Origin of the sequence: Calditerrivibrio sp., from assembly GCA_026415135.1 — a bacterium.
GTDB lineage: Bacteria > Chrysiogenota > Deferribacteres > Deferribacterales > Calditerrivibrionaceae > Calditerrivibrio.
Genome location: JAOAHS010000030.1, coordinates 1 through 20,326, shown reverse-complemented (window position 1 = coordinate 20,326; position 20,326 = coordinate 1). Strand labels below are relative to the sequence as shown.

At 34.4% G+C, this 20,326-nt stretch carries 18 protein-coding genes; 13 read left to right on the top strand and 5 right to left on the bottom strand.

The genetic code is table 11. The annotated features are described in order from the left end of the window. Positions 1–28: 28 nt before the first annotated feature. The 3 genes from N3C60_05700 to N3C60_05690 are packed head-to-tail and all read right to left on the bottom strand — an operon-like array spanning position 29 to position 4,347. The gene (locus tag N3C60_05700; GenBank protein ID MCX8084400.1) at positions 29–3,247 is read right to left on the bottom strand and encodes a molybdopterin-dependent oxidoreductase; all 3,219 of its coding nucleotides are present in this window, start codon (positions 3,245–3,247) and stop codon (positions 29–31) included. Between the two features lie 18 nt (positions 3,248–3,265). Further along, complete coding sequence (locus N3C60_05695) at positions 3,266–4,018, bottom strand: 4Fe-4S dicluster domain-containing protein (protein MCX8084399.1); 753 nt, start codon at positions 4,016–4,018, stop codon at positions 3,266–3,268. Between the two features lie 17 nt (positions 4,019–4,035). Then, positions 4,036–4,347 (bottom strand): cytochrome c3 family protein, encoded by a 312-nt coding sequence (locus tag N3C60_05690; GenBank protein ID MCX8084398.1) that lies wholly within the window; start codon positions 4,345–4,347, stop codon positions 4,036–4,038. Between the two features lie 235 nt (positions 4,348–4,582). On the opposite strand from N3C60_05690, the gene N3C60_05685 reads away from it, so the two are divergent. After that, positions 4,583–5,524, top strand: a complete 942-nt coding sequence (locus N3C60_05685) for a peptidylprolyl isomerase (GenBank protein MCX8084397.1) — start codon at positions 4,583–4,585, stop codon at positions 5,522–5,524. Positions 5,525–5,562: 38 nt separating this feature from the next. Here N3C60_05685 and N3C60_05680 read toward each other — a convergent pair whose 3' ends face one another. Then, positions 5,563–6,186 (bottom strand): nitroreductase family protein, encoded by a 624-nt coding sequence (locus N3C60_05680; protein ID MCX8084396.1) that lies wholly within the window; start codon positions 6,184–6,186, stop codon positions 5,563–5,565. Between the two features lie 107 nt (positions 6,187–6,293). On the opposite strand from N3C60_05680, the gene coaD reads away from it, so the two are divergent. The 12 genes from coaD to N3C60_05620 all read left to right on the top strand — a co-directional run bounded on the left by coaD (position 6,294) and on the right by N3C60_05620 (position 19,179). Next, entirely contained in the window at positions 6,294–6,773 is a 480-nt protein-coding gene (gene coaD, locus N3C60_05675; protein MCX8084395.1) for a pantetheine-phosphate adenylyltransferase, read from the top strand. Next, entirely contained in the window at positions 6,773–7,792 is a 1,020-nt protein-coding gene (locus N3C60_05670; protein ID MCX8084394.1) for a deoxyguanosinetriphosphate triphosphohydrolase, read from the top strand. The genes coaD and N3C60_05670 overlap by 1 nt, the downstream gene beginning before the upstream one ends. 21 nt (positions 7,793–7,813) lie before the next feature. Beyond that, positions 7,814–9,031, top strand: a complete 1,218-nt coding sequence (locus tag N3C60_05665; GenBank protein ID MCX8084393.1) for a response regulator — start codon at positions 7,814–7,816, stop codon at positions 9,029–9,031. 10 nt (positions 9,032–9,041) lie between these two features. After that, entirely contained in the window at positions 9,042–9,404 is a 363-nt protein-coding gene (locus tag N3C60_05660; GenBank protein MCX8084392.1) for a response regulator, read from the top strand. Beyond that, a complete protein-coding gene (locus N3C60_05655) occupies positions 9,401–9,871 on the top strand; it encodes a chemotaxis protein CheW (GenBank protein ID MCX8084391.1) in 471 nt (156 codons plus the stop codon). Before N3C60_05660 ends, N3C60_05655 begins: the two co-directional genes overlap by 4 nt. 3 nt (positions 9,872–9,874) lie before the next feature. Further along, complete coding sequence (locus N3C60_05650; GenBank protein MCX8084390.1) at positions 9,875–12,037, top strand: methyl-accepting chemotaxis protein; 2,163 nt, start codon at positions 9,875–9,877, stop codon at positions 12,035–12,037. Beyond that, positions 12,037–14,397: a response regulator gene (locus N3C60_05645; protein MCX8084389.1), complete on the top strand. Its 2,361-nt coding sequence runs from the start codon at positions 12,037–12,039 to the stop codon at positions 14,395–14,397. Before N3C60_05650 ends, N3C60_05645 begins: the two co-directional genes overlap by 1 nt. Next, positions 14,378–14,743 (top strand): chemotaxis protein CheW, encoded by a 366-nt coding sequence (locus tag N3C60_05640; GenBank protein ID MCX8084388.1) that lies wholly within the window; start codon positions 14,378–14,380, stop codon positions 14,741–14,743. Before N3C60_05645 ends, N3C60_05640 begins: the two co-directional genes overlap by 20 nt. Beyond that, positions 14,733–15,869: a response regulator gene (locus N3C60_05635; protein ID MCX8084387.1), complete on the top strand. Its 1,137-nt coding sequence runs from the start codon at positions 14,733–14,735 to the stop codon at positions 15,867–15,869. The genes N3C60_05640 and N3C60_05635 overlap by 11 nt, the downstream gene beginning before the upstream one ends. Before the next feature lie 2 nt (positions 15,870–15,871). Beyond that, a complete protein-coding gene (purM, locus tag N3C60_05630) occupies positions 15,872–16,918 on the top strand; it encodes a phosphoribosylformylglycinamidine cyclo-ligase (protein MCX8084386.1) in 1,047 nt (348 codons plus the stop codon). Continuing rightward, positions 16,915–17,523: a phosphoribosylglycinamide formyltransferase gene (purN, locus tag N3C60_05625; GenBank protein ID MCX8084385.1), complete on the top strand. Its 609-nt coding sequence runs from the start codon at positions 16,915–16,917 to the stop codon at positions 17,521–17,523. The genes purM and purN overlap by 4 nt, the downstream gene beginning before the upstream one ends. Before the next feature lie 378 nt (positions 17,524–17,901). Further along, entirely contained in the window at positions 17,902–19,179 is a 1,278-nt protein-coding gene (locus N3C60_05620) for an insulinase family protein (GenBank protein MCX8084384.1), read from the top strand. Positions 19,180–19,269: 90 nt separating this feature from the next. Here N3C60_05620 and N3C60_05615 read toward each other — a convergent pair whose 3' ends face one another. Next, on the bottom strand, positions 19,270–20,304 hold the full coding sequence (locus N3C60_05615; GenBank protein MCX8084383.1) for a cytochrome-c peroxidase: 1,035 nt from the start codon (positions 20,302–20,304) through the stop codon (positions 19,270–19,272). Positions 20,305–20,326: the final 22 nt, after the last annotated feature.

Below are 20,326 nucleotides of genomic sequence, written 5' to 3'. Positions count from 1 at the left end.
CGGGTATATTACCCGTTGACCAACCATATTAAACCTTTTTAAGTGTAACCTTGGTATCATAGAACACAGCACTACCACCAACAGGATCAAGTAGGCATGTATTTTTCAAATATGGGTCTATAAGCATAGCCGCATTTGCATGAATACCTGCTGCTCTTCTTGGATCACCTTTTATCTTGACTCCATCTATTATCTGATCAGAAGCTCCCGTAGCAAAGTGACCGTGACCCAAAGTAAAGGTGATTACACCCGGTCTAATTGTTTCAGAGATGAAAACTTTGCCTATCATAGGTTTCTTATTACCATGCTTGAGATCCCAAACACCTTCTTTGTTAGTCGCAGACATTACCTGTACCTTATCACCTTGCTTTAAACCATATTTTTTTGCATCTAACGGATTTATAACGATTGAGTTTTCTGGATACACAGAGAGCAACCAATAGTTAGTAACGGTTCTGGATTTTGTCTGGGTTATATCCCTCTGGGTAATCAAATGGAGATCATACCCTTGAGTTAATCCAGCCTCTTCGAGACTCTTACCTGTGGTTATAGCAACAGGTATGTATTTTGCGTAGCCTGGGTTAGATTTACCAGTGAATGAGTCCTTTGTACCTGCAGTCTTCTCCTGATACAGATTTATAGACTTTTTCCATGGGTTAGGTACTTTACCATTATTAATAGCCTTTTGCACATCTGCATACTCCTGGAACTTACCACCTCTATTCAGAAGATAAACAACCTTCCTCCAGTCAGCCCCAGCTATCTTCTGCCATCTTTCTGGATCGAATACATTTTTGGGCAGATGCTTCCTAGCCTCTAAAAATATCTTGATCTCCTCATCAGAAGCATCAGGTGTAACTGGTGAAGCTTTTGCGAGATTTACTACAAACCTAATATAAAGGTCATCTGGTCTTGTAAAATCTTTACCTTCACCAAATGCATTTTTACCAAACCCTTTCATCCCTAACTTCTCAGCAAAAGCCAATAAAACAGTCTCAAAACTAATTGGCTGCTCCTCACCAAAAACCTTGACCACTTCATTTGGTGATGCCACAACTGGTTGTCTTATTGGTTGAACCCTTGAAGCCATATTAGGATGAGAACCATGGAACTCCCACCTTTCAAGATAGGTAAGATCTGGGAAGATATAGTCAGCATACATTGAAGTTGAACCAATAATTATATCTGAAGCCACAAAAAGTGGAAGTACATCAGTATTAACAAGTATATCTATATTTGTCTGCCCTGCTGGAAGTGCATAGGTTGGAGCACCCATGTACATAAACAGAGCCTTTACAGGATAAGGATATTTATCCCCTATAGAAGGGATAATCTCTTCGTAGATATCCGAAGCAAGAGGCCACCAATTTCTTTTTGCTGGATACCCAGAGAAAAGGGTTGTTTCTTCATATTTTACATCATGCCTAATACTACTGATACCTGTGGGTGTCACCTTACCTTTTAGATCCCTTGTAGGATCACCAATGGAATAAGTAGCAGGCACAATAGAACCACCGGCTGCATCAAAATTACCCAAAAGCATATTGACAGACATTGCAGCCACAACGTTATAGAATCCATTTGTATGCTGGGAAACACCCCTATGAACATCTACTGCACCCTTTTTGCCTGCATCAGCTAATTCTTTAGCCACAGCTATAATAGTCTCTTTTGGACACTCGCAGATCTTCGCCCACTCATCTATAGATTTGGACATTACCTCTTCCTTTAAAATCTGGAGTGCAGATTTTACTCTAATCTTGCCACCTTTCCCGTCATCAAGAGTTGTATCTACAAAAAGCTCGCCAAATACAGGTTGTTTTAAATAATCGTTATTAAAATCTACACCCACTGGCAATTTACCGTCCATGGCAACAAAGAACTCGAGGGTATACTCTTTCCCATCCTTATCTTTAATCTGCACAGGCTCACCAAGTCCTATCTCATGGGTCCTAAGCAATTTACCAGGCTTACCCTTGTCATCTATCTTCACCAAAAGGGTAGCATTAGTCCATGTATCCTCACCAGTTTTCTCTGCTGCCAACTTATTCGCAGCTGATAAAAACTTTTTATCAATTCGATCATTTGCAAACATCCAGTTCATTATAGCCATAAACAAAGCTGCGTCAGTTCCTGGTTTGATAGGCAAATAATATTTAGCCTTAGAAGCAAGCTTATTAAATCTTGGATCTGCAACAGCAATCTGTATCTCCCCTTTTGCTAGTCTTTCAGTAAGTCTCACTGTTCTGTTCGTAGGACCGTAGTTACCTTCGAACAGATTTGCCCCAACAAATAGAACAAACTTAGAATTCAAGAGATCAGCTTGCCAATAAAACTTCTGACCACCACCCCATTTATTGTATTGCCATTGTTCACTTATTGCTTTACATGCAAAATAAAGGGAACCCTGGCAAACTGTAGTATGACCGTGGGCATTAGTGGTACCAAAATAGTCTCTAAAGAATAGCTGGAAAAACTGGCTTCTACCAGCTTTTTTTCTACCCCACATGTATACTACTTGGTTGTTCTTAAACCCAAGATCTGGATGATCTGGATCTATTAAATAAGGCAAAAGATCGGGATTTTTAGCTTTAAATTCTTCGACTGCTTGTTTCTTATCTTTTGCTTTGAATATATCGTTTATTGCTTTGTCAAGTCTACTAAATAGAGCCGAATCCTTGACAACATATAAATCTTTTAGCCCTTCTACAACCCTGTTTTCCTCCCCTGGAACATGAGCAAACAACTTCCCACCATTGACAATCTCATCTATAGCTTGACTAAAAGGGATAGTGATCCATTTATTTTCACCCCTTTTACCTGCTCTCTTAAGAACCTTGGTAATCCTATAAGGGTCATAATTAGACTGGATACCTGATTGACCTCTTGGGCATATAGCTGCATCGATCTTTGCAGCTTCTTTAAGATCTGTATTTGCACTAATATTTGGTACCATGTTCCATGGGTTATAAGGATTACCGTCTATCTTAACTGCAACACCATCAAGGATTTTTACTTTAATACCACAACCTGTATTACACTGCAAACAAACTGAATATATTTGATTTTCAGGCTTATTTAAAGGATAATTACCAGCCTGAGCCTGGGCTTCCTTGACCTTCAAACTAAAGTCCAAATTAGAAGCAAGAATTGCACCGGCTGTTACAGCAGCACAGCCACCTACAAACTCTCTCCTTGTTATACCATTAGATTCTGTTTCTTTTCTATAAATTTCATCTTTTTTCATCTTTACACCCCTTCTTATTTATAAAATATATAAAACAACTGGCTTAGTTTTTGATGCGCCAAATTCTGCGTTACCAGTTCTAGGTGTTGCATCACCAACTTTTGCCATAGTAACTGTTTTACTTTCCTTGATCTTTTTAGCAATCAAACTTTCAGGATCGTTTAGGTCTCCAAAATAATTAGCTCTTCCAATACAGGTTGATACACAGATAGGAAGCAATCCTTGGGATATTCTGTTTACACAGAAATGGCACTTCCTTGCATTACCTGCAGGTAGATTAAAATCTGTTCTTTTCCATTCTCCACCATACTCAAAAAACTTCCTCTTCTCATAAGGCTGTAATGCAGGAGTATCCTTTGTATAAAAATCACCTTTATCGAGATACCTTGCTTTATAAGGACATGCAGGGACACATTGACCACACCCAATACACTGGGTATAATTGATGGCTACAATACCATTTTTGTCCTTATAGGTAGCCTTACCTTTATTGGGACATACTCCAACACAAGGTGGATTATCACACTGCTGACATGGCCTCGGTACAAAATCACGCTTTAGTTGGGGGTATGTACCTTTTTCAAGCTCAAACACAGGTCTATATATTACACCAGGAGGCAATACGTTCTCACTCATACAACCAACAGTACAGGCATGACAACCGACACACTTCCTCAAATCGATTAGCATACCCCACTTAACCTTTGCAGGATCTTTTTGTGAAGCTCTTTTAACATCATCTTGCATAATCAACAAAATATCTTTATCCATCTTAATCCTCCTAAAAATTACTTTTGATGGCAGGTTTTACAATCTGCCTTGCTTTTCACGCTAAAAGCGGTTTTACCATTGTGACACTTACCACAGGATTCCCCTTTAGCCATTTGGGCCATTGTTACCTTTTTCCTTTTCTCTGTGGTCAAAAATGGCTTTGGATGACAATCCACACATTTGGCACCTGTACTTACGTGACTTTCATGACTAAAGACAACATCGCCTGCCTTACTTTTAAACTGGATATTTCCACCGCCAACCTGGGCAACAACCATCAGTGGAAATAGAAACAAGAAAATGACACCAAACAATGAAAACTTTTTCATAGCTACCTCCTATTTTTATCTTATATTATAATCATCATTTATGCCATAGCCAAGTCAAATAAATAAATTAAAAAAAAATTAAAACTATCAACATAATTCCTCTTAAATATAAACTAGTAAGCTTATAAAATTTCTTAACAATATATGTAAAGAAACTTTACAACTATATTTTTCTGTTTACTCTTGAACTTTTTTATTGTAAATTTATCATTATCGAAAAACATTAGGAGTTATTATGAAACTTTTAACATTCTTCTTAACACTGCTATTTTCAATATCAGCATTAGCAGACGATACTGTTGTAGCAAAAGTAGGTAAAGTAACCATCTATGAAAAAGAGGTTAACACCATACTTAGCGATATTGTCATGAAACAGGGCTTTGACCCCAAAGCCATAGATCACAAAGATCCAAAAATAGCTGAAGTAAAAAACGATATTGTAAAAAATCTTATCCAAAGAGAAATCTTATTTACATTTGCATCAAAATCAATCCCTAAGGATATAGATCAAAAAACAAATTCCGCCTACGAAGACCTTAAAAAAAGGTACAAAGATCCTAAAGAGCTTGAAACTGCCATGAAAAATGCTGGCACAAATGAGAAAGAAGTAAAGGAGAAGATTAAAAAGAATCTCATTTTAGAAAACTACGTTAATGGTATTTCAAAGGATATAACCGTGACAGAATCCGAAAAAAAAGACTTTTACACCAAAAACCCAGATATATTTAAAGATCCAGAACTTGTAAGAGCTGCACATATTTTGATAAAAATAGATGAAAAGCAGTCTGAAAAAGATGCAAAAGCCAAAATAGATAGCATTTATAAAGAGTTAAAAGCCGGCAAAAACTTTGATGATCTTGCAAAACAATACTCTCAAGATGGCTCTGCCCCCAAAGGTGGCGATCTTGGATATTTTCCACGGGGTATAATGGTTAAAGAATTTGAAAATGTTGCTTTCTCCACTGCACCTGGGAAATATAGCGAGCCCTTTAAAACACAATTTGGGTATCATATTGTAAAAGTTTTAGAGAAAAAACCGCCAAAAACTTATGCTTATGAAGAAGTATCAAAACATATCGAAAGCAAGCTAAAAATGGATAAACTAAAAGCAATATTGGATAAAAAAGTAGAAGAAGGTAAAAAGACTATTAAAGTAGAAGTTCTTAAAAAATACTAAACTAAAGGGAGGTTTTACCTCCCTTTATCTTTTATCTTTTAAACTATCTTTACAAATTCAGACAAATCCCTTCTAAAAGCTCGAGGCAATAGTTTAGCATCTTCTTTGAATTTACCGCAAGCAATAATAACTGGAATTACTATATCCTCAGGTAGATTAAACAAACTTTTAACCATTTTTTCGTCAAAACCATCCATTGGATGAGTCGAAAAACCATACCCTAAGGCAGCATACATAACACTCATGGCAAAAAAAGATGCATTTTTTATTGCAAAAAACTTTCTCACAGTTGACTCGGGCTGCTGATATAAAGCAAAAGCCATCGATCTGTACTTTTCTGCCAGTTCACTATTTAGGTAACCTAAATCTATCCAACTCTTCAAAACAGCCTCTAAATTTTCCTCAAGGGCATAAGGATCAGCAACTATTATAAAATTACAAGAAGCCTCCACAACTTTCTGCTGGTTAAAACATGCCTCTTTTAGCTTCCCTTTTATCTCAAGAGATTTAGCAACAATTACTTTCCATGGTTGAAGATTCATGGATGAAGGTGTCAGATTAGCTACCTCAAGAATCTTTCCTATTTCATCATCTGTCATTTCATAGTTTGGATCGAAGTAATTAACAGATCTTCTACTGTTAATAGCACTCAAAATATCCATAAATACCCCCTTTAAACATATTTTTAAGATATGATTTACAGTTTTATTTTCAATAATTTTTTATTGACATAATATCTATATGGTATAAAAGTGATTTGGAGGTGTTGATGAAAGCCATTTATCCAGGAACTTTTGATCCAATGACCAATGGGCATCTTGATATTATTGAAAGAGGCTCCAAAATGTTCACCCAACTTATTGTTGCAGTAGCTGAAAACAAAAGAAAAAGACCTATCTTTACCATAGATGAACGGGTAGAAATGGCAAAGGAATCTTTAAAACATTTAAACAACGTAACAGTAACACCATTTTCAAACCTACTCATACATTTTATGAAGGAGAACAATATAAATATTATCCTCAGGGGATTAAGGGCTGTTTCGGATTTTGAGTTTGAACTACAGTTAGCCCTTATGAACCGGAAAATGTATGCCGAGTGTGAGACAGTTTTCCTGATGCCCAGCAGCAAATATATATTTCTAAGTTCGAGTATGATCAGAGAAATTGCATCTCTTGGCGGCGATGTTTCCTGCTTTGTCCCTCCACCTGTTTATAAAAAGATTTCAGAACTTTTTAGAGCACAATAATGATCAGCAAAGAACTTGAAGAGTTAGAGCATAAAATCCTACATCCCAAAGCTTCCAAATCCTCTTTGACAAGAGGTAGAAAACAACCCGAAGATAAATGCCCCATAAGAACCGAATATCAACGGGATAGGGACAGGATCATACATTCCAAATCATTCAGAAGATTAAAACACAAAACACAGGTTTTTTTAGCACCTACTGGTGATCACTATAGAACAAGACTCACCCACACCCTGGAAGTATCCCAGATCGCGAGAACAATAGCAAAAGCCCTAAGGCTAAATGAAGACCTCACAGAAGCAATCTCACTGGGACATGATATAGGTCACACACCATTTGGTCATGCTGGCGAAAAAGTACTAAGCGATATTTTAGAAAAGCCCTTCAGACATTATGAACATTCCGTAAAAGTAATCACAAAACTTGAGAAAGAAGGACAAGGTTTAAATTTAACCGAAGAAGTCATTGAAGGTATCTTAAAACACTCTAAAGGTAAAGGGGAAATTTTTGACAAATCTAAACTTTCAACCACATTAGAAGGTCAGATCGTTAGACTTGCAGATATAATTGCTTACATAAACCACGATCTGGATGATGCTTTAAGAAGCGGTTTAATAACCGAAAGGGATGTTCCCAGAAGGGTTTATGAAAATCTGGGGGAAACTCATTCAAAAAGAATTAGTAAGTTAGTCATAGATGTCATCCATTCCACAATAAAAAACAACTACAACTTTATCTCGATAAGCAATGAATCTCTGGAAGAAATAAACTTTGCAAGATCTTTTCTCTTTGAAAAAGTTTATGAAACTAAAAAAATACAAATAGAGTTTGACAAAGCTTGTAACGTATTATATAATTTATATAAGCATTTTTATTCTCATTTGGAGATGGTACCTAAGGAATATTTGTTGATAAATGAAGATAAAAAAACTGCAGTATGTGACTATCTTGCAGGAATGACAGATAGGTTTGCTATGGAAGTATTTACTGATATTTATCTACCTAAAAGACATTGGTAGTTTAATTTTGGAGGTTTTATTATGTACAAAATTCTTGCTATTGATGATAGCCCAACAATGCACAGACTCTTTAAAATGATCTTTTCAGAAGGGGAGTTTGAACTCAGATTAGCCACCACAGGTTCGGAAGGATTAGAGCTTGCAAAAGAATTCAACCCTGATATAATTCTTTTAGACTTCGTTATGCCAAAAATGAATGGATTCCAATTTTGCAAAATCCTCAGAGAAGAACTGGGGATAGATAACATCCCTATCCTTCTGATAACAAGTAAAGCTGAAGATGTTGGTTCAAAATTTACTGAGAGATTCTGCAAAGTGGATTACATAGCCAAACCCTTTCAACCAGAAGAGCTTCTTGATAAAATCTATAAAACAATTAAATCAATAAAAGATGAAACTGACGAACTTTTCAAAGAAATCGTCCCTGAACTTACTGAAGAAAATTCAGCCCCTCAGAAAAAACTATTGCCAGAATCATCCAACACAATAGAAACTATTGTTAACAAGATTGAGAAAAACATTATCCCATTCGTAAGGGATTATATAGAAAAATATCTTAGATTAGAAACCGCATATATGATTAGTGATCAAAAAGGTAGTAACATATCCTTAGAAAAGTTAAAGGATATAATAGGGGATGGTACCGGTGAAATAGTTGTGTTTAACACAACAGACATATATACCTTTTACTTTGATAATGGAGTTATTTTATACGGGTGGCATGGAGATGATAGAATAAACAATCTCTTTGAACTTTTTCAAGATGTCTTTAATGTTTGCCTGTTAGAGGTCAAAAGTTATCAAGAATTATATAAGCAAGTCAAGGAAATGGGTTTCTCTGAAGATCTAATAAAAAGAACTTTTATCAGTTATATTATTGAATTGCTATATAATGCGCTGAATTTAGAAGAGGGACACTATTACGTAAACCGTATCAATATAGATGAGAACTTTTCAAATAAACCTTGGATACATACCGATAACCTAAACAAACTATATAAGAAATTCTTAGAAGAACAGATCGATGTTAACAAATTACTCTTTGATGACAACATCATCCTACTTTATACTAACAAGGACAAAACACTACTTACCGATTTTGAAAAAAGACTATTGACTTTGTGTAACGGAGAAAATACAGTGGGCAAAATATTAAGTTTTTTTGGTAACAACAAAAGATTTGTTAAAAATCTCTTAGCTGCACTTTTAATGACAAATTACATAAAAATAAACATTTAGGAGTTAACAAATGGCTAAAATCCTAATTGCTGATGATAGTATTACAGAAAGAGAATTTATTAGAAAAATACTGATAAACGAAGGGTACGAAGTCGTAACCGTAGAAAATGGCGATAAGGCTATGGAAAAATTAAAAGCAGAAAAATTTGATTGTATACTTTTAGATGTGGTAATGCCCGGTAAAAACGGTTTTCAAATATGTAGGGATATCAAAAAAGATGACTTTCTGAAGGACACACCTGTAATTCTTATAACCTCAAAGGGGCAAGATAGCGATAAGTTTTGGGGGATGAAACAAGGGGCTGATGAGTATCTGGTCAAACCGGTTACAGAAGAGCAGATTTTAGAAATAATAAAAAGGTTTGTTAAGTGATAAAAGAGATTCTCATAAAGAAATCAAAAGGTGAACCCATTTTCCAACCAAAGAAACCTTTTATGAAATTCCTTAGGTTTCGCGTAGGGAATGAATTCTTCCTTGTGGATCTACCTTTGGTAGTTGAAGTCTGTGAACCAAAAGAATTTTACCCTGTACCAGGTGGTAGTATTTTTCTATTGGGTCTTATGAGCCTTAGGAATATTATTATCACAGTATATGACATAAGAATGATATTTGGTATAAAAACGGTTTGGAAATCCCAAAAGTCTTCTGTGATTGTATTATCTTTTAAAGATGAAACTTTGGGGTTATACGTTGATGAGGTAATTGATATTATCTCTGTCTTTGATGAAGGAGATATCATAGAAAATAAAGATTCAATATGCACTTACAGCATTTATTATGAGGATGTCAAATGTAATATAATTGATTTGGAAAATATTATAAATTCTTATAAGGAGTAGGCTATGGATAAGTTTTTCTCAAGAAAGACCGTTTTAAGCAAATTTATTATCTTTTCAATAGTTGTTATTTTTATATCAGCCTTTGCATCAGGTTATATAATATATTTCTTTTCAAAAAATAAACAGATTTTCAATATATATGATGATCTAACCACAAGGCTTTTAACTTTCAAAGATTCTATTATCAAAACCAAAGACGCCCCAATAAAAGATAAACTACTAATGATGTCCACAAACCCTGTTTTTGCCCTTGATTTATCTACAGGCAAAAATACTGAAAGTGAACGTTTGATCAGAAAAAGGCTTGAACAGATTCAGGAAGTAGATGCAATAGGTATTGTGGATAAGAACTATAAGTTTATCTCCCTTGCATCAAAACTAAAACATAAAATACCCGATCTACAAGAGATCTTCATCGATATAGACACTTTGAAACCTGGAAAAGTATATGTAGAACCTTATCTAACCAAAGATTTCCCCTATTTTATATATTATACACCTATAGTACAAAACGATAAAATCTTAGGTATCTTTGCTTTTTTTGTCAACGGACACAACCACTTATCTGTAATAAACAATGTGTTTACCAGACATAAGTTCCATGAACCTCATAGCAAATGTATGCCCTGCCATAAAAATGAAAATTTAGAGGCAAAAGGATTTCCGGTCCTATTTGATAAAGATGGTGTTCTACTTGTTTCACCTATATACGGTGATGAATCGATTATAGGTGAAAAGAAAGAGCTTAAAGAGGTCTACGATCAAGTTAAAGTAAAAATGAAAAATATCGATATATACGAAGGTGAAATAGTATATAAGAATAACGTATACCTGGGTTCATTCAGTAGATTTCAGATAGACAGGCTCGAAATGATTGTGGGTATGATTAAAAATAAACAATATGTCCTTTCTGTTATAGAAAAAGGTAGGTTGTATTCAACATCAATTACCATCCTAATCGTCATGATAATCCTTTTGATTGGGATTTTGTATATAAAAAGAATGCTGACACCTGTACAAGAACTGGCAGTTGTCATGGATAAAGTTAGAGAAGGTGATTATAGCATCCGTACATCAGTAAAATCTGAAGATGAATTTGGTCAGCTGGGCAAAGGATTTAATGAAATGCTTGATAAGATTACCCAATACATTCAAACCCAAGAAGATATCGATAGAATGCAAAAACAGGTCATAAGTCTACTTGATGTTGTTTCCAAAGCAGCAGACGGTGACTTAACAGTAGAAGCAGAAGTAACAGCAGACGAACTCGGATCTGTAGCAGATGCCTTTAACATGATGACAGAAAACATGAGGATACTTATAAACGACATCAAAAAAGCCGGTAGCTCAATTGTAGAAGCTACAGAACAATTACTTTTATCAGCAGAACAGACCAGTAAGGGTGCAAGTATCCAGATAGAAGAACTCAAAGAAGCAGATGCTAAAATAGAGAAGTTTAAAGAACTCAGTATAAAACTCAACGAAATGGCTCAGAAAACCGTTGAAATAATAAGAGAGGCTTCTATAAACGCTTCAAAATCCTTAGAACTACTCGATACCACTGTGGATACAATGTTTAACGTAAAACGCTACTCCCAAATGGCGAGTAAAAAAGTTAAGTCTTTGGGTGAAAAATCGTTAGCAATAGGTGATATAACAGGTGTTATCTCAGATATTTCTAATCAAACTAACATGCTTGCTTTAAACGCAGCAATAGAAGCCGCTAGGGCAGGAGAATATGGGCATGGTTTTTCAGTGGTAGCTGATGAGATTAGAAAGCTTGCTGAAAGGAGTAACAAAGCAACAAAAGAGATTGCAGACTTGATTAAATCTATCCAGAATGAAACGGCAGAAACTGTAAAACTGGTTGAAGAAAGCACGGTTAATATAGAAGCGAGTTCCAGCATCATTGAACAAACAGGAGAATCCATTAAAAACATTAATTCCGTGCTTATTTCATCCTCAGAGGCTGTAACTGAGATGGCAAAAGGTGTAGAACTTCAGAATAAAGAAGCAAAATCCGTCGCTATAACCATAAAAGAGGTTAGAGAGATATCTGAAAAGACAGTTGAAGACGTTAAGAATACTAACAAGATAGTAGCCACACTTTCTCAGCTTTCAGAAATGTTTAAAGAAGCTGTAGACAAATTTAAAGTGGAAAAATAATGGCAAAAATAGATAAACAAAGCCTTATAGAGTTTTTCAAAATAGAGTCTGAAGAACATTTAGAGATAATATTAAATGGCCTTCAGACTCTATCTATCGATACTGAAAACTGGTCAATAATAGATGAGATATTTAGAAGTGCCCATACGCTCAAAGGCTCTGCCGCAATGGTAGGCTTTAAAAACATTTCCGCCATTGCTCATCATTTAGAAAATCTCTTTGACTTTATGAGAATAGGTTCTAAAAGGTTAAACAAAACCTTAATTTCAAGGGTTATCATCCTTGTGGAAGACTTCAACAGTGCTGTAAAAAATACAAATGATGATCTAACTGAAGATGATGTTACTTCCTTTTCTGAGAGGATTAATGCAATCCTCTCAGATGCTGAAAGCCATGAACCTAAGGAAAGTTCTGAAGATAAAACAACGCCAATATTAGTCACCCCTACCGATAGAAAAGAGATCCTTCAAAAAGCTGATGATGTTTTTGACAAAATATCAAAAATAGAAAAGTCAGAACAATTTATTCATCTCAAAATAAACCAGATAGACAACATGGTCAATATATTAGGGGAAATAGTCACCAATAAAAATAGAGAGAATGCTAAAATAAAGGAAATTATTGAAAAGTTTGAGGAACTAAACTACTCCACACAGAGACTGAACAGCATAGTAAGCAATATAGAACAGAATTTTAGTTATACAAACATCTACGAACAACAGATAAGTAAAGACACCACACCACAGGATTCAACTCTCACTGATGATTTTTCTTTAGGTGAACTAGATAGATATGATATGTTTAATGTGTACTCAAGACAATTATCAGAGATAGTTAACGATATCAACTTATCATATAAAGCTATTCAAAACATTTTTGAAACCTTCAAGGATGATATCTTAAGTATCAATAGGCTAATAGATAAACTTAGAAAAGACATCACATCAGCAAGGATGATACCTGTTGATAAACTCTTCAACACTGCCATCATGGCCGCTAAAACCGCCGCTATGAGTGAAAACAAAGAGATATCCATTATGTTTTCCGGCGAAAAACTATCCATAGATCAATCTGTTTTTGATGCTTTAAAAGAATCTTTTATTCACTTGGTAAGAAATGCAATATCCCACGGTATAGAAAAACCTGAGAAAAGGATCCTCTCAGGAAAACCTGAAAAAGGTGTTCTAATCCTCAAAGCACAGCGTTATGAGAATTCATTGGTATTTGACATAGAGGATGATGGATCTGGTATAGACATAGATAAAGTAAGAAAAATAGCCATTGAAAAGGGGCTTGTTTCTCAATATGAAGCAGAAAATATGAGAGCTGATAAAGTTATAGAATTCCTATTTTTACCTGGTTTCACCACAAAAGAAACTGTTTCAGATTTATCAGGCCGGGGTGTTGGTCTTGATGTAGTTAAAGATAGTATTGAGAAACTTGGTGGATATGTAAAATTAAGCTCTGAAAGTGGTAAAGGAACAAAAATAACAATTACATTGCCCCTTAGAGAGGTAATTGGGGAATATCTGTACATTAAGGAAAATGGCCAGCTTTTTGCAATCCCTCTGTTATATATAAATGCAATAACAGCAATTAATTTAAACAATCTAAAAGAAAAAATGAATGTTTATCAGTACAACATCAGAGGCGAAAATATAGATATCTATGACTTAGGTTATTTGATCAAACAAACCAATACCCCTTCTTTTGTGGAGTCAGCTTCCGGTATAATTCTTCATTATAGGGGTAAAAAATTTCTCATTACCGTTGATGAAATATTGTACAAAGTTATGACAGTTACAAAACCGTTACCCCATTCCATTAGGCATATAAAGTACTTCTCAGCAGCTACTATAACAGCCAGTGGTGAAATAGCATTGATACTTGATCCTTCACACCTCATAACTGGGCTTTCTCAACATAAGATATCTGTGGTAAAAGAAAAAACAAAAACTGACAAAAAAGAAAAAGCCTACACACCTAATAGTGTATTGGTTGTGGATGACTCATTGAGTATAAGAAAATATCTAAGTAAAATTCTCTCTAGTATAAAATGTTATTACGAAGAGGCTACAGACGGCATTTCAGCAATTAACAAGCTAAGGGAGCGAAAATTTGATCTTATAATTACAGACCTTGAAATGCCTTTAATGAACGGTTATGAGCTTATAAACAATATTAGAAACGAAATGTTAGACCGTAGTACACCTATTTTTGTGGTCACATCAAGAGCCACAGATAAGCATAAAAATAAAGCCCTTGAGTTAGGTGCAAACGATTTTATAATGAAACCTTTTGATGAAGATGAAATAGTTGCAAAAATCAAGGAGACTATCGTTGGAAAAGCTCTTCTTTAAATGTGATGACTATATTTTTTGCTTTGATGTATTAGATGTGCTATTAGTTGAGGACTATCAAAAAATAAAAAATCAGCTGGAAGATATAAAAATCATCGACTTCAAAACCCTTTACCAAAAAAATGCTCACTCTGGCCAAAACCACATTATTTTTTTAGGAAAAAATGAAAAGATCATAGGCCTTTTAGTTGATAAAGTATTAACTGTTGAAAAAATCAAAGAAATTTCCCCTTACAATAACGAAAAATTTATGATAGAATATGTTAAAGGAGTTTGTTCACTAAAGGATAATAAATGTTACTTACTCGACGCAAATAAAATCTTAGAGGGTGCCTATGAAAAATAGGATAATGTTGGTGGATGATAGTATAACTATTCACAGGGTAATCGATCTCTCCCTGGAAACAGATAAGTTTGACGTGGAAAAAGCATTCGCGTATGAAGATGCAATACAAAAAATGAAATCTTTCAACCCAGAAGTAGTCCTACTTGACAACAAACTTGAGGGGATAGATGTTAAAGAGTTTATCAAAGAGATAAAAGATGTATATAAAGCAAAAGTTATTTTGCTTGTAGGAGCTTTCGATAACTTTGATGAAAGAAAAGTGTTGGAATATGGTAGTGACGACTTTTTAATAAAACCATTCAATTCCCAATCATTAGAAGATAAACTTTCAATGATATTGCCAAAAGAGCTTGATACCGACATTGTTGTACCATTACCTGAGGAAAAAGATGCGGCTGTGGAAGAATTAATGTCACAAATTAATGAAGATATAGATTTTAATGAAATAAATGATGAAATTCCACCGAGACAGTTTTTTGAAGAAACAGAGCTTTCAATAGATCTTGAAGAAAAGCCTGAGGATATATCTAAGATAGAAGAAATACAAATTGAAGAGAAAAAAGAAGATGAAGCTGTAGCACTTGAAGGAATAGATACTATATTCTCCGATTTAGAAGAGATAGACACAGATAAGCTCCAAGTTGATGACAATAAAGAAGAGCTTATAACTCTAAATGAATTAGAAAAAGAGTTTGATGAAATAAAAACAGACAAGCTTGATATTTTTGAAGATCTTATCTCTCAGGATAAGCCCGATTATGAACTAAAAGAAGAACCTGTTGAACTACCATCGTTAGATGAAACTGATGAACTTAAAACCGAAGCTTTAAAAGAAGATATAAAACCTTCTACAATAGAATCCATCGAAAAAGAGACCTCTATACCTAACGTTTCTTCCTTTGCTGATCAACAAGTGCTTACTAAAAATGAAACTGTTGTTCCGACGATAGATGAAACGGTAATCAAGAAAATTATATCTGAAGTTATAGATGAAACTTTTCTAAAATCAGTTCTCAAAGAGGCTTTGTCAAAACAACTTGAAAAGGCTATTTGGGAAATTGTCCCAGAATTAGCAGAAAAGCTCATATTAGCAGAAATCGAAAAAATAAAGTCCATGGATAAATAGGGATGACTAAAAATAGATTGAGTTACTTTGATGCCGGTGTAAACATCGATGAGGGCAATTTATTTGTTGAAAAAATAAAATCATTAGTAGCCAAAACATTAAATAACAATGTTCCAGAAAATATAGGTGGTTTTGCTGGTTTCTATAACATCTCTTTTGCAAAAGATATGAAAGAACCGATGCTCGTATCATCGACGGATGGTGTTGGAACAAAACTTAAAATAGCTTTTATGGCAGAAAAATATGATACCATAGGTATAGATTTGGTAGCCATGTGTGTCAATGACATTATAGTAACAGGTGCAAGACCACTTTTCTTTTTGGATTATATAGCTACAGGCAAACTAAGTTCCGACAAAATGGTATCCGTCATTAAAGGGATAACAGATGGCTGTTTAGAAGCTTCTATATCCCTTTTAGGTGGAGAGACAGCAGAAATGCCCAGCATGTACGCTGAAGAGGAGTTTGATTTAGCCGGATTTTGTGTAGGAATAGTAGACAAACAGCATATTGTAAATGGTAAAAATATTAAGCATGGTGATGTTATCATTGGACTAAGCTCCTCCGGTCTTCATAGTAACGGTTTTTCACTAGCAAGAAAGCTTTTCTTCGATTACCTAAAAAAAGATATCAATGAACCTTTATTTGAAACACAAACGGTAGGTGAAGTTTTACTAACACCTACAAAGATATACGTAAAAAATATCTTAAGTTTACTAGAAAAGTTTGAAATAAAAGGGATGGTTCACATCACAGGTGGTGGTTTTTATGATAACCTACCAAGGGTCATCACCAACGGTTTAGGTGCAGACATCTACCCTGATAAATTCCCAAACCTGATGATATATGACTATATTACATCTCTAAACGTAATAGAAAGTAAAGAACTCTTTAGGGTATTCAATATGGGGATTGGATACATAATCATAACAGATCCAAACAATGCAAAATCAATGATAAATCATTTAAAAAATCTTGGGGAAGATGCCTATTTAATAGGTGAAGTTAATAGTAATAATAAGATCAGGATAAAAGGGGTCGATTTTTGAAAAAATTAGCAATTTTGCTCAGTGGACGCGGTAGCAACTTTATAAAAATATATGAAAATATCAAATTAGGTAATATCAAAAACGCCGAGATTGCCATTGTAATAAGCAATAAACCAGATGCCCCAGGTTTAATCTTTGCAAGGGAGAATGGTTTAAAAGCAGTGTACTTAAATCCACAAGATTACAAAGACAGAGAAGCCTACGATACAGCAATCATCGATATACTCAAAAAAGAGAATATAGACCTTGTATGTCTTGCCGGCTATATGAGAATTATAACTAAAAAGTTCGTTGATAGCTTTCCAAATAGAATAATAAATATACATCCGTCCCTACTACCAGCTTTTCCAGGTTTAAATGCCCAAAAACAAGCTTTAGAATATGGTGTTAAGTTTACCGGTTGTACCGTTCACTTTGTTGATGAACAAGTGGATCATGGAGCTATCATTTTACAAGATGTTGTCGAAGTTCTCGATGAAGATACAGTAGAGTCTTTATCAGCGAGAATATTAGAAAAAGAACACATTATCTACTCAAAGGCAATAAATCTCATCGTAAATGACAAAATTTCTATTAATGGCAGAAAAGTAATAATAAACAATTAGACACTTCCACTACTTGACAAATGTTGAACACATATAGTTTTTAAAAACCTCTTTTAAAAAGACATAAAACTTATTCCAAACTTATAAAAGGGAATTTTTCACCTCAAGGTTGGGAGAAGACAAGATATAAGTTTGACCATTGATCATAATCCTTTTCATAAATATATTGGCTTATCCACATAAAGATTATTATTGTTAATAATATTCCCAAAGCTTAACTAGCCCACGGATAATTTTTTACTTATTATCAACAAAAATCATCTATTTCAATAACTATATCAAGGTTTAAAAATATAAAATACTATTGAAAATTGGAAAAAAATACCTATGATAGTTTATTGTGTAAGGATTTAGAAAACTAAATAGAAAGGTATAATAATGAGATCTGTTATAACAATATGCTTTTTAACTGTTTTTTTGCTTACAATCTTTACAATCAATATCTATGCAGGAGATATAAGAATGCTCAATAATGGTATAACGCTACTAACAGAGAAAAGAGACTACACAAATACCGTTTCAGTTACTGTTTTTTTTAAAGGTGGTATTTTTAGAGAAAACATGAGTACTCTTGGAGTTGGAACTTTATTTAGCACAGTTTGGCTGAAGAGCAACCCAATTCTCGAAAAAATTGAATACTACGGTGGCATAATAAATACTTCTGTCACCTATGATTATGGTGAACTAAACCTCTCAATCATATCAGAATTCTCTAATGAAATCATACCTGAGTTTGAACAGTTTTTGCTTTCACCAATATTTGACTCTAAGGTTTTTTCCATTGAAAAAAATATACAAATAAACAGGATAAAAAGCATTAAAGACAATGCCAATGCAGTTGCTGGTGAAGGTTTTAATAAAACAACCTATGGCAACTTTCCTTATAGCTTAAACATGTTAGGTACAATAGAATCTGTATCTTCATTGACTCCCGAAAACATAAAACAATATTACAGCAATATAATGAATGGTAACGATATCATAGTATCCATTGCTGGAAACTACACAGATTCATTTCTAGAAAAATTGATAGCGATATTTTCAAAAGTACCGGTTAAAAATAGTAGTTATTCTATAGATTGTAATGGCTCAGCGATAACTGAAAATAGATTTGTTGAAGAAGGATATGACAGAATCAAGCAGGCCAAACTATTCCTTTCATACACAGCCCCCTCCGCTTCAGACAAAAACTATCTCCCAATAAAACTCCTTTCCGATATATTAGGCGGAGGTATGAGCTCTAAATACTTTAATATTCTCAGAAAGGAAAAGGGGTATGCTTATTCTGTTGGTTCCTACTACTCTTCGAGAATATGTAATTCAAGGTTTGTAGCATATATAGGGTTACAATATGAAAATGCCAACGATGCCTTAGAAATCATGGAAAAGATCAACTTAAACATAGATAAATATATTTCCGAAGAAGATATTTTAGCAAATAAAAACTATATATTAGGCAAAATTCTTTCCGAAGCCCAAACAAACAGCAAGGTAGCATGGTACAATGCTTTCTTCTATAGCTTAGGATTGGGTAAAGATTATTTTAACAAATACATTGAAGGGATAAAACAAATTACAAAAGAAGACCTGCTTAAAGCATCTGAAATCTTCAAAAAACCAAAGGCGGTTTATATCTTAAAACCTAATTCAAAATAATATTGTTAATACCTAATGTTCTGACCAATAGATTGTTAACATTCATAAATATTTGGGGCAAAATCATTTGCCCCAATATGTATTAAGATTTTATTTCAGATCAGGTAAAGGGGTATTTTCTCTAGCCACTGGAAAGATAGGATGGCTGATTTGAGGCTGCTTACCTGTGGTAGTCTTCAAAAATGCATAAATCTTATCCACTTCATTACTGTTGAGGGAAATTCCAAGCTGAGCGGATCCCATAATTTGAATAGCCTCTTTTAAAGACCACACCTTACCGGAATGAAAATAAGGAGCAGTTAACTCAATATTTCTCAAAGAAGGTGATTTAAATACATACTCATCTTTAGATGTATTAGTTACCATAAATCTTCCCTTATCACCAGCCATTATAGTTTCCTTTGGCTTTTCAACAACCCCAAATGGATAATAGTCATGACCACCCATATTTACACCTTTGTGACAGTCGACACAACCTTTTTCCATAAAGAGTTTCAAACCTTCTTTTTCCACCTTTGTAAGCGCCTTAATATCCCCTTTTAGGTATTTATCAAATCTTGAATCTGGAGTAATCAAGGTTGCCTCAAACAGTTCTATAGCTTTTGCAAAGTTATCAAAAGTTACAGGATCTTTTTGATTTGGAAATGCTTTTTTAAAGAGTTCAACATATTCTGGCATGCTTTTAATAGTAGCAATAACCCTCTCAGGAGTATTATTCATCTCTACAGCAGCTTGAACGGGCCCTTTAGCTTGTTCAGCAAGATCTTTTGCCCTTCCATCCCAAAACTGGGCTATATTAAAAACAGAATTTAAAACTGTAGGAGCGTTTCTTGGCCCCTTTTGCCATCCATGACCTGTAGATGTCTCTTGAAAATCTCCACCACCAAGACCTACGTTATGACAAGAATTACAACTGATCAAACCACTCTTTGACATTCTGGGATCAAAATAAAGTAGTTTACCCAACTCGTATTTCTCCTTAGAATAAGGATTATCTTTCAAAACAGGTGGTTTGGATGGAATTGGCACAAAATGCTTTTTTGCTTCTTTTAAAAGTGCTTCACTAGCAAAAGCTAAAGAACCAATACTTAAAAAAATAACTGTCGTTAAAACTTTTTTATTCATACACACCTCCTTATTTGTATTA

What these genes read in the sequence shown, in the direction of transcription:
- N3C60_05635 (MCX8084387.1), top strand. Translation starts at nt 14,733, where the DNA reads ATGAAAAATAGGATAATGTTGGTGGATGATAGTATAACTATTCACAGG.
- purM (MCX8084386.1), top strand. Translation starts at nt 15,872, where the DNA reads ATGACTAAAAATAGATTGAGTTACTTTGATGCCGGTGTAAACATCGAT.
- N3C60_05700 (MCX8084400.1), bottom strand. Translation starts at nt 3,247, where the DNA reads ATGAAAAAAGATGAAATTTATAGAAAAGAAACAGAATCTAATGGTATA.
- N3C60_05695 (MCX8084399.1), bottom strand. Translation starts at nt 4,018, where the DNA reads ATGGATAAAGATATTTTGTTGATTATGCAAGATGATGTTAAAAGAGCT.
- N3C60_05620 (MCX8084384.1), top strand. Translation starts at nt 17,902, where the DNA reads ATGAGATCTGTTATAACAATATGCTTTTTAACTGTTTTTTTGCTTACA.
- N3C60_05660 (MCX8084392.1), top strand. Translation starts at nt 9,042, where the DNA reads ATGGCTAAAATCCTAATTGCTGATGATAGTATTACAGAAAGAGAATTT.
- coaD (MCX8084395.1), top strand. Translation starts at nt 6,294, where the DNA reads ATGAAAGCCATTTATCCAGGAACTTTTGATCCAATGACCAATGGGCAT.
- N3C60_05685 (MCX8084397.1), top strand. Translation starts at nt 4,583, where the DNA reads ATGAAACTTTTAACATTCTTCTTAACACTGCTATTTTCAATATCAGCA.
- N3C60_05680 (MCX8084396.1), bottom strand. Translation starts at nt 6,186, where the DNA reads ATGGATATTTTGAGTGCTATTAACAGTAGAAGATCTGTTAATTACTTC.
- N3C60_05670 (MCX8084394.1), top strand. Translation starts at nt 6,773, where the DNA reads ATGATCAGCAAAGAACTTGAAGAGTTAGAGCATAAAATCCTACATCCC.
- N3C60_05665 (MCX8084393.1), top strand. Translation starts at nt 7,814, where the DNA reads ATGTACAAAATTCTTGCTATTGATGATAGCCCAACAATGCACAGACTC.
- N3C60_05650 (MCX8084390.1), top strand. Translation starts at nt 9,875, where the DNA reads ATGGATAAGTTTTTCTCAAGAAAGACCGTTTTAAGCAAATTTATTATC.
- N3C60_05690 (MCX8084398.1), bottom strand. Translation starts at nt 4,347, where the DNA reads ATGAAAAAGTTTTCATTGTTTGGTGTCATTTTCTTGTTTCTATTTCCA.
- N3C60_05615 (MCX8084383.1), bottom strand. Translation starts at nt 20,304, where the DNA reads ATGAATAAAAAAGTTTTAACGACAGTTATTTTTTTAAGTATTGGTTCT.
- N3C60_05645 (MCX8084389.1), top strand. Translation starts at nt 12,037, where the DNA reads ATGGCAAAAATAGATAAACAAAGCCTTATAGAGTTTTTCAAAATAGAG.